The sequence below is a fragment of the Pseudomonas brassicacearum genome (assembly GCF_009601685.2).
Classification (GTDB): Bacteria; Pseudomonadota; Gammaproteobacteria; order Pseudomonadales; family Pseudomonadaceae; genus Aquipseudomonas; species Aquipseudomonas kilonensis_B.
On record NZ_CP045701.2, the window covers coordinates 49,768 to 65,507 of the forward strand.

Consider the following 15,740-nt stretch of genomic DNA (forward strand, 5'->3'; position numbering starts at 1 on the left):
CGTGTCCCGATTTTTTTCGCTCTTTGTCGCTTTTGTCGCAAGTTTTCTACTGATGGGCTCGGCCCAGGCCGACGTCAAGGTGCTCACCAGCATCAAGCCGCTGCAACTGATTGCCGCCGCCGTGCAGGACGGCGTGGCCGTTCCAGAGGTGTTGCTGCCGCCAGGGGCTTCGCCGCATCACTATGCGTTGCGGCCATCGGATGTACGCAAGGTGCAGTCGGTGGACCTGCTGTATTGGATCGGCCCCGATATGGAAGGCTTTCTGCCGCGGGTGCTCAACGGTCGCACGCTGCCCTCCGTCGCCATCCAGGATCTGCCCGGGCTCAAGTTGCGTCACTTCGCCCAGGACAGCGCGTCCCACGAGGATGATGACCATGATGGCGATGAGCACGATCACGATCATCGCCCCGGCACCGTGGATGCCCACCTGTGGCTCTCGCCGTTCAACGCGCGGGTGATCGCCGCCAAGATGGCGGCTGACCTGAGCGCGGCGGATCCGGCCAACGCGGCCCGCTATCAAAGCAACCTCAAGGGCTTCAACCAGCGTCTGGATGCCTTGGACACACGCCTCAAGGCACGTCTGGCCGGGGTCGCGGGCAAGCCGTATTTCGTGTTCCACGAAGCGTTCGACTATTTCGAAGACAACTACGGCCTCAAGCACGCCGGGGTGTTCGCCGTGGCCGCCGAAGTCCAGCCCGGTGCCCAGCATGTGGCGGCGATGCGCACGCGCTTGCAGGCGGTGGGCAAGACCTGCGTCTTCAGCGAGCCGCCCCTGCGTCCGCGCCTGGCCGAAACCCTGGTGGCCGGGTTGCCGGTGAAGTTGGCGGAGCTCGATGCACTGGGCGGCTATACCCCGGCGACGGCGCAGGGGTATGAGCAGTTGTTGGAGAAGTTGGGCAATGACTTGGCCGGGTGCCTGGAGTCGTTGTAACCCCCCCCGCCGAACGCTGTACCTGTGGCGAGGGGATTTATCCCCGCTGGGGCGCGAAGCGGCCCCAAGAAATATCAGCCGCCGCAGTCCGTCAGATCGAAAGCCAGGGGCTGCTTCGCAGCCCAGCGGGGATAAATCCCCTCGCCACAAAAGCCTTGCGCTTGTCGGTTGTTACAGGGCGAAAGGCAGCAACGCGTGAACCGTCTGCCGCTGCGCCAAGCGCTGCTGGAACTCCATCGGGTCGTGAATCAACACATCCTGCCCGGCAAACGACTCGGCGGCGATCAACCGCGACAGCCAGAACCGCACGCACGCCACGCGCAGCATGGTTGGCCATAGCTCGGCCTCGGCGGGAGTGAACGGTCGCAGCGCCGCATAGGCCCCTAGCAACGCCCGCGCCCTGGCGCCATCGAGCACGCCGTCGTCGTCCGAGCACCAGTCATTCAAGGCAATGGCGACGTCATACAGCATCGGCCCGGAGCAGGCATTGTAGAAGTCGATCAACCCGGTCAGGTGCGTGCCTTCGAACATTGCATTGTCGCGGAACAGATCGGCATGGATGTTGGCGCGCGGCAGCGCCAGGATGCCGACCTTCTGCAGGGCAATTTCATCCAGCGCCGCCTCGAGCAGCCGACGCGGCTCGGCGTCGAGGTGCGAGAGCAGCTTGGCGCCCTCCTCCTGCATCCAGTCCAGGCCGCGATCGGTCTTGCGCTTGATCATGTTGTCGCGGGTTGCCAGGTGCAGATGCGCCAGCAACTCCCCGACCTGGGCGCAGTGCTGGGCGTTGGCCTGCTTGATGTGCTTGCCCGCCAGGCGCGGTTGCAACAGCGCCGGCTTGCCCGCCAACTCCCGCAGCGCCACGCCATCGGTGGTGCGCAAGGCGTAGGGCACCGGCAGGTCGGCGTCATGCAGCACGTCCAGCAGTTCGATGAAGAACGGCATTTCCTGCACCGGGCCACGTTCCACCAGGGTCAGGACGAATTCGCCCTGCTCCAGGCTGATAAAGAAATTGGTGTTTTCGCTACCAGCGGCGATCCCCTGGAAATCAAGCAGGCGGCCAAGCCCATAAGGGGCGAGAAAGGTTTCCAGCTCGGGCCGAGCCAAGGGGGTGAACACAGACATGGTCAAAAACTGCTCAGTTCGGGCGCCGTGATTGACACGGCGCCGATTAAAGTTAAGAAACTACTTCCACTCAAAGATTTTCCACGACGGAATCAGCATATCCGGCTGATCCGAGCGGATGAAGTTTGCATCAGTGCCGTCGGCACGCACCAGGAAATAAGGCTTGCCGTGCTTGGGCGTGACCTTGATCGCGTACAAAAATCCGTTTTGCCGATACTCCTGAATGGTTTTATCGCCTTCGGTGCGGATGGTGACATCCGGGTCCGCCGAGGGTGCGTCGTCCGCTGCCATGACGGCCAACGGGGTGATTGCAAACAAGCCAGCCAGTAACAGGCGATTTAGTGTACGCATGATAACCTTGTCCCTTTGTCGTCAACGGTCCCGCTATTCTAGCCCCGGACCCGCCGAAAAGGTTGATCCTGCTCATGAGCCAAGCTCCCCTCGTCCTGGTGGACGGTTCTTCTTACCTGTACCGCGCCTTTCACGCGCTGCCGCCGCTGACCACGTCCAAAGGCCTGCCGACCGGTGCGGTCAAGGGCGTGCTGAACATGCTCAAGAGCTTGCGCAAGCAGTATCCGGACAGTCCGTTCGCCGTGGTCTTCGACGCCAAGGGTGGGACGTTTCGCGATGCGCTGTACGCCGAATACAAGGCCAACCGCCCGAGCATGCCCGACGACATGCGCGTGCAGATCGAGCCGCTGCATGCCAGCGTCAAGGCCCTGGGCTTCCCGCTGCTGTGCGTGGACAACGTCGAAGCCGATGACGTGATCGGCACCCTGGCCCGCAGCAGCGCGGCGGCCGACCGTCCGGTGGTGATCTCCACTGGCGACAAAGACATGGCGCAACTGGTCGACGGTCACATTACCTTGGTCAATACCATGACCGGTAGCGCCCTGGACGTGGCTGGCGTGAAGGAGAAGTTTGGCGTCGCTCCAGAGCAGATCATCGATTACCTGGCCTTGATGGGCGACTCTTCCGACAACATCCCGGGCGTCCCGGGTATCGGACCGAAGACCGCTTCCGGCCTGCTGGTGGGCGTCAATGGCGGCCTGACCGAGCTGTATGCGCAACTGGACATCGTCGCCACCTTGCCGATCCGTGGCGCCAAGACCCTGGCCGCCAAGCTCGAAGAGCACAAGGAAATGGCGTTGCTTTCCTACGAGCTGGCCACCATCAAGACCGACGTACCGTTGGATATCGGCCTCGACGACTTGCAAATGGGCCAGCCGGATCACGAGAAACTCGCCGAGTTGTACACGCTGTTGGAATTCAAGAGCTGGTTCGAAGAGAACCAGCGGGACGCCAAGCGTGCCGGCCAGGAAATCGTCGAAGTTACCGAAGAGCAGCCCGGCGCTGCCGAGGCCAACTACGAAGTCATCCTCGACCAGGCGCGCTTCGACGCGTGGCTGGCCAAGCTGGACAAAGCGCCGCTGTTTGCCTTCGTCACCGAAACCAACGGCGGCGATGCCCAGCATTCGCAACTCGTCGGCTTGTCGTTCGCCGTGGCCCCTTTCGAGGCAGCCTACATCCCGCTGACCCATTCCTACATGGGCGTGCCGGAGCAACTGGACCGCGACACGGTGCTCAAGGCGCTCAAGCCGTTGCTGGAAAACCCGCACAAGCTCAAGGTCGGCCAGCACGCCAAGTTCGAAACCAACATCCTGGCCAACTGCGCCATCGGTGGCGATCAGAGCAATGGCATCCTGGTCCAGGGCATTGCCTTCGACACCATGCTCGAATCCTACGTGCTGGACTCCACCGCGACCCGCCACGACATGGACAGCCTGGCGCTCAAATACCTGGGCCAAAGCAAGACCGATTTCCAGGACATCGCGGGCAAAGGGGTCAAGCAACTGACCTTCGACCAGATATCCCTGGAACTGGCTGGCCCCTACGCCGCCGAAGACGCCGACGTGACCTTCCGCCTGCACCAGGCCTTGCAGGAAAAGCTGGCCGCCACGCCAAGCCTGGGTCCAGTGCTCAACGACATCGAAATGCCGCTGATGCCGGTCCTGGCACGCATCGAGCGCCAGGGGGCCCTGGTCGATGCCAACCTGCTGGGCGTACAAAGTGTCGAATTGGGCGAGAAACTGGTGGCGCTGGAGCGTGAGGCGTTTGCCATCGCCGGCGAGGAATTCAATCTGGGCTCGCCCAAGCAATTGGGCGTGATCCTGTACGAAAAACTCGGCTTGCCGGTGCTCAGCAAAACCGCCAAGGGCCAGGCGTCCACTGCCGAAGCAGTGCTCGCCGAGCTGGCGGAGCAGGATTACCCACTGCCCAAGGTGCTGATGCAGTACCGCTCGCTGAGCAAGCTCAAGAGCACCTACACCGATCGCTTGCCGGAACAGATCAACAGCCGCACGGGCCGCGTCCATACCAATTATCAACAGGCCGTCGCCGCGACCGGGCGCCTGTCGTCCATCGACCCGAACCTGCAGAACATTCCGATCCGCACGGCCGAAGGCCGACGTATCCGCCAGGCTTTCATCGCGCCGAAAGGCTACAAGCTGCTGGCGGCGGACTACTCGCAAATCGAACTGCGGATCATGGCGCACCTGGCCAAGGACGAAGGCCTGCTCTATGCATTTCGCCATAACCTGGATGTGCACCGGGCCACGGCGGCCGAGGTGTTCGGCGTTGAGCTGGAAGCCGTCACCCAGGACCAGCGCCGTAGCGCCAAGGCGATCAACTTCGGCTTGATCTACGGCATGAGCGCGTTCGGCCTGGCCAAGCAGATCGGTGTCGATCGCAAGCAATCCCAGGCATACATCGACCGCTACTTCGCCCGCTACCCGGGTGTGCTGGCGTACATGGAACGCACCCGCGCCCAGGCCGCCGAGCAAGGGTTCGTCGAAACCATTTTCGGTCGCCGGTTGTACCTGCCGGACATCAACGCAAAAAACCCGGCCCTGCGCAAAGGCGCCGAGCGCACTGCGATCAACGCGCCGATGCAGGGCACGGCGGCCGACATCATCAAGAAAGCCATGGTCGCCGTGGACCGCTGGCTGACGGAGTCCGGGCTGGATGCGAAGGTCATCCTGCAGGTACACGACGAACTGGTGCTGGAAGTGCGTGAAGACCTGGTCGACCAGGTGCGCGAGGAAATCCGCCAGCACATGAGCGCCGCCGCCACGCTGGACGTGCCGCTGCTGGTGGAAGTGGGCGTGGGCAATAACTGGGACGAGGCACACTGATTCCGAGGGAGCTTGCTCCCGTTCGGCTGAGCGCTGTAGGAGCTGCCGGAGGCTGCGATCTTTTGATCTTGATCTTTCACTTGATACTCAAGCGTCAGGGGAAAGATCGCAGCCTCGTTGCACTCGACAGCTCCTACACGGCTCCTACACGGCTCCTACACAGCTCCTGCGGGGGGCGCTTCGAGCCCCAGCGGGAGCAAAGCGCCCTCGGCACATCGAGTCACCGAAAACCCAGGCGCGGCGTCATTGGCTCTGAAAATTCCTACGGTTATTTCCAAAAAAATCTGAACTAAACCCGTGAATTGCCACTCAGAGATTCTGAATGGCTGGTGAAGCCCTTCAATGCTCCTATGTTGTGTTAAGTGTTGGCAGATATCTGGACCTCGCCCTAGCGGTCCGGAACTTGGACCCCGAACTTCCCCCTCCCCATAAGAAGTCCGGGGTTTTTTTTGCCTGCGATTTGGCTTATTCGGCCTCTTCGCTGCCCTTGTCCGCCAATTCCATCCAGTCGGCCAGCACCGTGTAGGCTTCTTCCAGGCCCATGCGCTTGGGCGCCGAGAACAGCTGGATGGTGATCGCGTCGCCCCAACCTTTTCGAATTTCCGACTGCACTTTGAGCAAGGTATTTTTTGCCGCGCCGTAGGTGAGCTTGTCGGCCTTGGTCAACAGGATGTGCATCGGCATGCCGCTGGCGACTGCCCAATCGAGCATCAACAGGTCGAAGTCGGTCATCGGATGGCGAATGTCCATCATCAGGATCAGGCCTTTCAAACTCTCGCGGCTGCCCAGGTAGGCTTCCAAGTGACGCTGCCAGTGCTGCTTGAGCGGGATCGGTACCTTGGCGTAGCCGTAGCCGGGCAGGTCGACCAAACGCCGTTCATCGTCTAGCTTGAAGAAGTTCAAGAGCTGCGTGCGCCCCGGGGTTTTCGAGGTGCGTGCAAGGCTTGCATGGGTCAAGGTGTTCAGCGCGCTGGATTTGCCGGCGTTGGAACGCCCGGCAAAAGCCACTTCGAAGCCTTCGTCGTCTGGGCATTGATCGACTTTGGCGGCGCTGAGCATGAAGGTGGACTGTTGGCACAGGCCAAGGATGGGGTTCTTCAGTTGCATGGGATTTCCGATGTGGGCGGCGTCGGGAATGGACGCGGCAAGCTGTGTCGTTTCCGTTTCAGTGACGCCAGTATATAATGCCGCAGATTTTGTGTGCGCTTTGTCCCAGCGTAGGATGAAGCTCACGGGAGCGATCGACCGAAATTGCGCATTAGAACGCAGCTCGTTCCCAACCCTGAAAAGGTCGTTTTATGACGAAATGGCTGCTAGCTGCCGGTGTCTTGATGCCGCTTTACAGCGCTCAGGCTACACAGGATCCGGAAGCTGTGTACAACCGTGTTTGTGGTGCCTGTCATTCCGGCCAACTCCCCATGGCGCCCCGCAAGGGCGATCAGGAAGCTTGGACGCCGAGGTTGGCGAAAGGTATGGAGACGCTGGTGCAACACGTGACCCAGGGTTTCAAGGCGATGCCGCCGCGTGGTTTGTGCATGGACTGCAGTGCCGAGGATTACCGAGCCATCATCCAGTGGATGAGCGAGTGAACCCGGTCCATAACTCTTTAACCCTTAGCCGTAGTTGGATTAGCTGATGAACAAACTGATCGTGAGTCTGCTGTTGACCTTGGGGATATCCGGCGTAGCCCACGCCGCTGGCGATGCCACTGCCGGTCAGGCGAAGGCGGCCGTATGCGGCGCCTGCCATGGCCCGGATGGCAATAGCATGGCGCCTAACTTTCCGAAACTGGCGGGCCAGGGCGAACGTTACCTGAACAAGCAACTGCAAGACATCAAGTCCGGCAAGCGCACGGTGCTGGAAATGACCGGCCTGCTGACCAACCTGAGCGATCAGGACCTGGCGGACATCGCGGCGTATTTCGCCAGCCAGAAGGGCAGTGTCGGCGCCGCCGATCCGAAGCTCGTGGCACGTGGTGAAGCGCTCTTTCGTGGCGGCAACCTGGACAAAGGGCTTGCAGCCTGCACCGGTTGCCACTCGCCTGACGGCAAAGGCAATGCTGCAGCCGGCTTCCCGCACCTGGGCGGCCAGCATGCCCAATACGTAGCCAAGCAATTGACCGACTTCCGCAAAGAAGAAGGTGGCCGGACCAACGACGGCGATACCAAGCCGATGCAGAGCATTGCGAAAAAACTGAGCGACGAGGATATCGCCGCGGTATCCAGCTACATCCAAGGCCTGCACTGAGGCCTTTGGCTGGCGTTGCGAGGGGCGTACATCCCTTGCAGCGTTAACGCTCGATTAATCTGTCGATGCGAGCATCAAAAGGGTGGCTTTGGCCGCCCTTTTTTGTGGCCGCTGCCGTTACACTAGAGAACTTGAACCCGCCACGGTCTGTCTTAGAAACAGGTCTCGCGAGGCCCCCTCATTGTCCAGGAGTAAAGCATGCGTAATCTGATCATCAGCGCCGCGCTCGTCGTTTTCAGCCTGTTCGGTATGGCCGTTCAAGCCAACGCCGAGGAGTCCAAAGCCCCTTACGTCGAACTGAGTAACCCCGTTCCGGTGGCGGTGCCTGGCAAGATCGAAGTCGTGGAGCTGTTCTGGTACGGCTGCCCGCATTGCTACGCTTTTGAGCCGGTCATCAACCCATGGGTCGAGAAGCTGCCTTCGGACGTCAACTTCGTACGCGTCCCCGCCATGTTCGGCGGCCCATGGGATGCCCACGGCCAGATGTTCCTGACCCTTGAAGCCATGGGCGTCGAGCACAAGGTTCACGCCGCGGTATTCAACGCGATCCAGAAAGAAGGCAAGAAGCTGGTCAAGAAAGAAGACATGGCGGACTTCCTCGCCACCCAGGGCGTGGATAAGGACAAGTTCCTCGCCACGTTCGACTCCTTCGCCATCCAGGGCCAGATCAAGAAGGCCAAGGAGCTTGCGAAGAAATACGAGATCACGGGCGTACCGACCATGGTCGTCAACGGCAAATACCGCTTTGACATCGGCTCCGCCGGCGGCGCAAATGAAGCGCTGCAACTGGCCGACCAACTGATCGCCAAAGAGCGAGCGGCCACCAAGGCTGCCGCCAACTAAGCGCGGCCCACGCCCATGGCCCGCTGGAGCACCGAACGCATCGTTGGCCTGCATGAACCGCGGGTCAACGAGCATCATGTCACGTCCACGGGCCTGCCTGGCGACAGCCGCTTGCGGCTGCTCAGCTTCAATATCCAGGTGGGCATCAGCACCGAGCGCTACCGGCATTACCTGACTCGCGGCTGGCAACATTTGCTGCCGCACACCGGACGTGCCGGTAACCTGCAGAAAATCGGCGACCTGCTCAAGGACTTCGACCTGGTGGCCCTGCAAGAAGCCGACGGCGGGAGCATGCGCTCAGGTTACGTCAACCAGGTGGAGCACCTGGCCCAATTGGGCGCTTTCCCCTACTGGTACCAGCAACTCAATCGCAACCTCGGACGGCTCGGCCAGCACAGCAATGGTGTGTTGAGTCGCTTGCGCCCGTGGGCGATCGAAGACCATCCCTTGCCGGGGCCCAAGGGGCGCGGGGCGATCCTCGCGCGTTTCGGCGAAGGCCCCGAGGCGCTGGTCGTGGTCATGATGCACCTGGCGCTCGGGGCGCGTACCCGGACGATGCAGCTGGCGTACATTCGCGAGCTGATCGGTGGCTACAAGCACCAGGTGCTGATGGGCGACATGAACACCCATGCCACCGATCTGCTGCAGACTTCGCCCCTGCGCGATCTCGGTCTGCTCGCTCCACAACTGGAAGCGACATTCCCCAGCTGGCGCCCCCAGCGCTGCCTGGACCATATCCTGTTGAGCCCGACCCTGACCCTCGAACGCGTCGAGGTGCTGGCCCAACCCATTTCCGATCACCTGCCGGTCGCGGTAGAAATTCGTTTGCCGGGTTCGCTCACGGCCGATGCATTCCCCGCGCTGAGTCCTGCCCCTCGCGGATCCGATGAATGAGCGACGACGCCGAACGCTGGAGAGAGAAATATTTCAAGAGTATCGAACAGCAGGAAAAGCTCGAGCGCCGTTGGGAGGCTCGACTCGACTTGCTGCGTCGGGGCCTGGTGCGCAGCACCTTGGCTGCCGAGGGCACTGACCGGGCTGTCGATCAATGCATGAAAGAGATGCGCGAGGTGGTGCGCACCGATGACATGGATGCCGCCCTCGCTGCCCTGCTGCCGCGCCTGGAGAAAGCCGTACTCGATTCCGAACAGCGCCGCGAAACCCGGGTCGAGCAGACGAGCGCCGCGTTGACGGCCCTGGTTACCCAGTTGCAGAGCCTGCCGCTGCCCAAAGAAGTCAGCCGCTCGCTGAAGAAGTTTGCCAAGCAACTGGAAGATCGGGCCAGCCAGGCCCGGGAGATTCCGTTGCTGCTCAGCGAGTTGAGCGGCCTGCAAGGCAAGGCAATCAGTGCCCAGGAAGCCCCTGTCGAACCGAGTCGCCCCGGCCTGCTGCAACGGCTGTTTGGTGGCCAGGGCCATGAAGAAGCGCCGCGCCAGTCCCTCGAACCTGCCCGGGCCAGCGTGGCGCCTGCGACAGAAACCGTTTTGCCAGTGGCTGTGGAGCCAGCAACTGCCGCAGAATCCGTCGCACCAGCACCAGCACCAGCACCAGCACCAGCACCAGCACCAGCACCAGCACCAGCACCAGCACCAGCTCCGCAGCCATCGGTGGCAGAGCAAGCGCCAGCGTTGGAGACGACGCCCGTGCCGGTTGTCCTCACTGCGCAGAAGATCGAGCCAGACCCGGCACCCGCTCCAATACCAGCAGCAGAGGTGGTTCAGCCCACCAGTGAACCGGAGGAAGCAACCGAGCCTGCGCCACTGTCGACGCCGCTGCCGTCACCGGTCGTCGAAGAACGCCCGGTAGTGGCACCCACGCTCGAGAATCCCGACGAACTGATGCCCGAGGAGCTTGCGCAGGCCCTGCCCGCCCCCTCGCTGGCGTCTGTGGAGCCCGACGACGAGGCACTGGAAGTCGCCGATGTGGTCGACGCCCAGTACGCCCTGCCCGACTCACCGGAGCCGTCCTACAGCTCGGTCGCCAAGCATATCGAAGACACGCTGTTGGGCCTTTTGGGTGACCTGACCTTGCCCGAGCGTCATCGACCACAAGCCGAAGCCATGTGTGAGCGTCTGCGAAATGGCTTGAACTGGTACGAATTGTTGCCGATCCTCGATGATCTGGCCGTACTGATGCTCGCCATCACGGACACTGGCCAGCATGAATTCGAAGCCTACCTGCAGCGCCTCAACGATCGGCTCGAGTCATTCCAGAGCAGTCTGCAGGCCGCCAGTGAAGACCACGCCGACAACCTGTCGGCCTCCAGGGAAATGGACACCCAGATTCGTGAGCAGGTGGACGGCCTGCAAAGCAGCGTGAAGGAAGCCGATGACCTGGAAGGCCTCAAGCAAGTGCTCGAGAATCACCTCGAAGGCTTGCTCGGCACGATGGACCACCACCGTCAGCAACGTGATCAACGCGAGCAGGAGGTCTCGGTTCGCCTGAAAAGCCTGGCCGACCGCGTCGCCCTGATGGAGCAGGATGCCCAGGTCGTGCGGGAGAATCTCGAGGAACAGCGGCAAAAAGCGCTGATCGATCCGCTCACCGGGCTGCCCAACCGCGCCGCCTGGTCCGAGCGCCTGGAACATGAAGTCGCCCAGTGGCAGCGACATGGCAACAGCTTGCTGCTGGCCATGCTCGATCTCGATCACTTCAAGCGCATCAACGACAACTACGGTCATCTGGCCGGTGACCGGGTGCTGAAGCTCATTGCCTCGGTCCTGCGTAAACGCCTGCGTGGCAGCGATTTCATTGCGCGTTTTGGTGGCGAGGAGTTTGTCCTGCTGGTGCCCGATACGCCCATGGCTGCCGGTACCAAGCTGGCCGAGACGCTGCGCCTGGCCATCGAAGCCTGTCCGTTTCATTTCAAGGGCGAGCCGGTGACGGTGACGGTGTCCATTGGGCTGACCGCCTTCAAACCTGGCGAACACAGCGATTTGGTGCTTAAAAGAGCCGATCAGGCGCTTTACCGGGCGAAAAATGCCGGGCGTAACCGAGTGGAACTGGGCTAAGGGGCTAATTGTTCCAATTTGTTTAATATCGCCGCGCGCACCGGATCATCGCGAGGCGATACGTTACACTGTTGCATTACTTCCAGCGTGTATTGCCTTCCACCATGAAATTTCTTTCGCTCATTGTTTCTATATTTATCCTGGCCGGCTGCACCAGCGGCCCGCGGCTCGACACCAGTCATCCCTCCGTCAACCATGACAACCGCATCCAATTCGTGGTGGTGCATTACACCTCGGCTTCCCTGGAGCGTTCCCTGGCCCTGCTGACCCATGGCGAAGTCAGTGCCCATTACCTGATCGGCGACGATAAAGGCGCGACCGTCTACAAACTGGTAGATGAAAGCCGACGCGCCTGGCACGCCGGGGAAAGTGAATGGGAAGGCCGAACCTGGCTCAATTCCAGTTCCATCGGCATCGAAATCGTCAATCCGGGCTTTGTCGACACGCCCACCGGGCGCCTCTGGTATCCCTACAGCCAAGCCCAGGTCCAGGCCTTGATCGTTTTGCTCAAGGACATCATCCAGCGCAACGGGATCAGCCCGCGCAACATTATTGGCCACAGCGACATCGCGCCCCTGCGCAAGCTCGACCCGGGGCCGCTGTTCCCCTGGAAGCGCCTGGCGCAAGCCGGCCTGGGGGTCTGGCCAGACGAACAGGCCGTCGCCCGCCAGCAAGCCGTCTTCGCGCCGCAACTGCCGCCTGCCAGTTGGTTCCAGGCCGAGCTGGCCCGTCTGGGCTATCCGACGCCGCAGACCGGCGAGTGGGACGTGGCCACCCACCATGTGATGGCCGCCTTCCAGATGCATTACCGGCCGACCCGCTTCGATGGCATGCCGGATGCGCAAAGCGCGGCGATCCTGCAGGTGCTCAACCAGACAAAATAATGACGCCCGTCTGACGGATCGGGCCAAATCCAAATCAGAAGCTATAACTCATTGGTAACTTTCGGATTACCCATGATGACGGCTGCCCGCGAAACCCTACAAAGCTGGCTTCATCGCCCCCTTTTCCTGGCGATGGTGGCAACTGCCCTAAGTACCGTCCTGCTGCTGGCGGGAAGTCTGTTCGTGGTCGTGCAGCAGATCCAGCAGCGCGAAAGCGACCAGATGAATGCCCAGGGCGAGCGCTTTCTGCAGCGCCTGGAACAGCTTTTCGGGCAGTTGCGTGAAAGCCTCGACGACCTGCAAAACCAGCCGTTGCGCGGTTGCGACGATGACATGATCGCGACATTGCAACAGGTCAGCTTCAACTACCGTTTCGTCTACGAGGCGGTTTATATCGATGGCAGCGGCGTCTGCTCCAATCGTCCGCGCCAGAGTGGGTTGTCAGTGACCCGCCCGCCCGACATCCGCGGGCCAACCTACAATTACTGGCTCAACACCACCACCGAGCCCGACGAAGACCGCGCAGCGTTGATGCTGGGCCGCGGCAACTTTCGGGTGGCCACGTCCCGGGGGCATTTGACCGACATGGTCGATTTACCACCGGGCAGCAGCCTGCTGGTCGTCCTGGATGACGGTAAACGGGCCATTCCCGTGCTCGGGACGGACCAATACTGGCCACCGATCGAGCCCTGGCCGCCGAAAGGCCACAATGCCTTGCAAGTGACACAGGACCGGTTGATCTATCGGATGCCGACCGACAGTCCGGTTTATCAACTGGTACTGATCGCCCCGCGCAACGGTTTTCAGGTTCCGGCCAATGCCTGGTGGATGTTGCCCATCAGCCTGATGCTGGGCCTGGGGATTGGTTTCCAGGTGTTTCTGCTGGCGCGCCAGCGCCAGTCCATGGACGCCGAACTGCACGGGGCCATCCGGCGAGGTGAATTGCAGGTGCTTTACCAGCCGATTTTCGACCTGAGCAGCCGCAACTGCGTCGGGGCTGAGGCCTTGTTGCGCTGGCGAAGACCGGACGGCACCCTGACCAGCCCGGACTTGTTTATCCCGATGGCCGAGAACACCGGGCAGATCCGCCAGATCACCGATTTCGTGCTGCAGCGGCTCTTCGATCAATTGGGCCAGCTGTTGCGGGCCAATCCGCAGTTGTATATCTCGGTGAACCTGGCAGCCTGCGATGTAATGGTGCCGCGTATTGGCGAAGTGATCGCCCGCCTGCTGGCGCTGCATCGCGTGTCGGCGCACCAGATTGCCTTCGAAGTGACCGAGCGTGGGCTGATCGATGTGTTGGTCGCCCGGGATAACCTGCAATCGCTGCGCGACGTCGGGCATCAGGTGTTGATCGACGACTTCGGCACCGGTTATTGCAGCCTGGCCTACCTGCAAACCCTACCGGTGGACTGCCTGAAAATCGACAAGGCCTTCATCGACGCCTTGGGCCACGATGCCGCCAGCAGCGGCGTGGCCCCGCACATCATTCGCATGGCCCATGCGCTGCAACTCAAGGTGATTGCCGAAGGCATCGAGCATGAAGCCCAGGCTTCCTACTTGAGCAGCGAAGGGGTGAAGTTCGGCCAGGGCTGGCTGTTCGCCCATGCCCTCAGCGCGGTGCAGCTCATCGAACTGATTACCCGTGGCCGACGCCTGCGTGGGCGCCGCCTTGATGACGAAGCCTGAGCCTGCTCATACCGTCCACTCAGACCGCCAGCGCCATGTAGAACTGCGTGCCCTGCCCCGGCCTTGAATAAACGCCCATGCGCCCGCCGTGGAGCTGGACGATCTCCTTGCACAGCGCCAGGCCCAGGCCAGCACCACCCTTTTTGCGTCCGACCTGGACGAAAGGTTCGAAGATCCGTCCCTGCTGGCCGTAGGCAATGCCTTCACCGTTGTCTTCGACACTGATGATCACCCGCTCGCCGTGACGCCGGGCCTGCAAGCGAATCTGACCGTTTTCGGCGGTGTGGCGCATGGCGTTGTCGATCAGGTTGTCGAGCACTCGATCCAGTTGCGCAGCGTCGGCATGCAATCGCGGGAGCGGGCCCTGGATCGCCACGAGCAGCTCGATACCCTTGGCTTGGGCCTGTTCGGCAAACCGCAACCGGGCGGCCTCCAATAGATCGTCGATGGAGCACGGCGCCAGGGTCAGCTTCTGCAGGCCGTTCTGGTAGCGGGAGAAATTCAGCAGGTCATTGATGAGCTGCATCAGCCGCTGCATTTCTTCGTTGACGGTGTTGAGCAGGTCTGCCTCGCGGGAGTCTTCAGCGAAATGCACGCGCTCCTGCAACAGGCCGAACGCCATGTGCATGCCGGTGACGGGGGTGCGCAGTTCGTGGGACGCGCGTAACACGAACTCACTGCGTACCCGTTCGAAAGCACGCTGTTCAGTGACATCGTGCAGCACCATCACAGCGCCAAGGATATGACCCTGGGTATGGCTGACCGGTGTGAGGCTGTAGGTCAGTACTCGCGACTCGCCATCGACCTCGATGCTCAGGTCGTCCGGCGCCCGTTCCTGGGTTCCGCCGCGCAGGACCAGATGCAGTTCTTCATTGAGTTCAGGGCGGCTCAGCGCCTCGCCCAATCCCTGCCCGAGGCGCTCCTCATCCCAGCCCAATTGACGCTGGGCCACCGGGTTGAGGTGCTCCAGCTGGCCTTGGCGGTCGATCATCAGCAAGCCGTCGTCGATGCTGTCGAGCACCGCTTGCAAACGTTGCTGGCCAGCGAGCAGCTCATCGACGTTGGTGGCCTGGTGCTCGCGCAAGGCCTCGGCCATGACCCCGAAGCGACGGGTCAGGAGGTTCAACTCTGCGGCCGAGGAAACGGGTAGCGTGACCTCGAAATTGCCTTGGCCGATGTCGTCCGCCGCTGCGGCCAGTGCCTCGATTGGCGCGCCGAAACGCCGGGCAATGCCATGGGCGGTGATAAATCCGATGATCAGCACTGCAAACCCCACCAGCCCCAGCAGTCCGGAAATCCACATCGCGCGTTCACGGGCGCGGTCCTGGGTTTCACTGATGCTGGTCAAGGCCTGGCGATAGCTCCCGATCAGCCCATTGCGCAGCACGTTGAATTTTTCGGTGAGGTCCTTGACGCTCGTGAGCTGGCTCGGCTGTTGGCGAGATGCGGTGTAGGCTTCATAAAAATCAATGTAGTCAGCCTTGGCCTTGCTGAAGCTGCCTGGCGCATCATCCAGCCCCTGTTCGTGAGCGATGCCCTCGTCGATCAGCGCCAGGTATTGCTGCCTGGATTGCTCCAACGCAGCGAGGTTGGGCTTGTCATCGAGCATGATCATCAACTGATCGCCGAGGCTCTTGCGCAGCTTGAGGCCCAGGTCCAGCAGGACGAAGTTGTCGCGTACCGATTGTTCCTGGGTATTGGCCATCTGCATCACGCTGACCAGGCCAAGCACCAATCCCAGCAAGGCCACGGTAATCAGGGCCGAGATACTGACAAACAGTCGTGTGCGCAGCTTCATCGCCAGTTTCATAAGGTGTCG

13 protein-coding genes are annotated in these 15,740 nt (G+C 61.6%); 9 read left to right on the plus strand and 4 right to left on the minus strand.

Annotated elements, in window-relative coordinates; translation table 11 throughout:
- The first annotated feature begins 1 nt into the window (after position 1).
- Entirely contained in the window at positions 2–931 is a 930-nt protein-coding gene (gene znuA, locus GFU70_RS00235) for a zinc ABC transporter substrate-binding protein ZnuA (protein WP_153387428.1), read from the plus strand.
- 171 nt (positions 932–1,102) lie between these two features.
- Here znuA and GFU70_RS00240 read toward each other — a convergent pair whose 3' ends face one another.
- Complete coding sequence (locus tag GFU70_RS00240; RefSeq protein ID WP_058544824.1) at positions 1,103–2,053, minus strand: homoserine kinase; 951 nt, start codon at positions 2,051–2,053, stop codon at positions 1,103–1,105.
- Between the two features lie 60 nt (positions 2,054–2,113).
- Positions 2,114–2,404 (minus strand): DUF2782 domain-containing protein, encoded by a 291-nt coding sequence (locus GFU70_RS00245; RefSeq protein WP_058544825.1) that lies wholly within the window; start codon positions 2,402–2,404, stop codon positions 2,114–2,116.
- Between the two features lie 74 nt (positions 2,405–2,478).
- Here GFU70_RS00245 and polA point away from each other — a divergent pair, with 74 nt between their 5' ends.
- The gene (gene polA, locus GFU70_RS00250) at positions 2,479–5,247 is read left to right on the plus strand and encodes a DNA polymerase I (RefSeq protein ID WP_153387429.1); all 2,769 of its coding nucleotides are present in this window, start codon (positions 2,479–2,481) and stop codon (positions 5,245–5,247) included.
- Positions 5,248–5,712: 465 nt separating this feature from the next.
- Here polA and yihA read toward each other — a convergent pair whose 3' ends face one another.
- Positions 5,713–6,354, minus strand: coding sequence for a ribosome biogenesis GTP-binding protein YihA/YsxC (yihA, locus tag GFU70_RS00255; protein WP_003196227.1), 642 nt, complete (start codon positions 6,352–6,354; stop codon positions 5,713–5,715).
- A 191-nt stretch (positions 6,355–6,545) separates the two neighbouring features.
- On the opposite strand from yihA, the gene GFU70_RS00260 reads away from it, so the two are divergent.
- From GFU70_RS00260 to GFU70_RS00290, 7 genes are all read left to right on the plus strand, one after another.
- Positions 6,546–6,836 (plus strand): c-type cytochrome, encoded by a 291-nt coding sequence (locus tag GFU70_RS00260; protein ID WP_003196231.1) that lies wholly within the window; start codon positions 6,546–6,548, stop codon positions 6,834–6,836.
- A 46-nt stretch (positions 6,837–6,882) separates the two neighbouring features.
- On the plus strand, positions 6,883–7,494 hold the full coding sequence (locus tag GFU70_RS00265; protein WP_058544827.1) for a c-type cytochrome: 612 nt from the start codon (positions 6,883–6,885) through the stop codon (positions 7,492–7,494).
- Positions 7,495–7,692: 198 nt separating this feature from the next.
- A complete protein-coding gene (locus tag GFU70_RS00270; RefSeq protein ID WP_058544828.1) occupies positions 7,693–8,337 on the plus strand; it encodes a thiol:disulfide interchange protein DsbA/DsbL in 645 nt (214 codons plus the stop codon).
- A 15-nt stretch (positions 8,338–8,352) separates the two neighbouring features.
- Entirely contained in the window at positions 8,353–9,231 is an 879-nt protein-coding gene (locus GFU70_RS00275; RefSeq protein WP_058544829.1) for an endonuclease/exonuclease/phosphatase family protein, read from the plus strand.
- Positions 9,228–11,348, plus strand: a complete 2,121-nt coding sequence (locus GFU70_RS00280) for a diguanylate cyclase (protein WP_153387430.1) — start codon at positions 9,228–9,230, stop codon at positions 11,346–11,348. Before GFU70_RS00275 ends, GFU70_RS00280 begins: the two co-directional genes overlap by 4 nt.
- Before the next feature lie 104 nt (positions 11,349–11,452).
- A complete protein-coding gene (locus tag GFU70_RS00285) occupies positions 11,453–12,232 on the plus strand; it encodes an N-acetylmuramoyl-L-alanine amidase (protein ID WP_058544831.1) in 780 nt (259 codons plus the stop codon).
- A 75-nt stretch (positions 12,233–12,307) separates the two neighbouring features.
- Positions 12,308–13,921, plus strand: a complete 1,614-nt coding sequence (locus tag GFU70_RS00290; RefSeq protein WP_058544858.1) for an EAL domain-containing protein — start codon at positions 12,308–12,310, stop codon at positions 13,919–13,921.
- 19 nt (positions 13,922–13,940) lie between these two features.
- On the opposite strand, the gene GFU70_RS00295 is transcribed toward GFU70_RS00290, so the two are convergent.
- Positions 13,941–15,731: an ATP-binding protein gene (locus tag GFU70_RS00295; protein WP_116643524.1), complete on the minus strand. Its 1,791-nt coding sequence runs from the start codon at positions 15,729–15,731 to the stop codon at positions 13,941–13,943.
- Positions 15,732–15,740 lie beyond the last annotated feature (9 nt).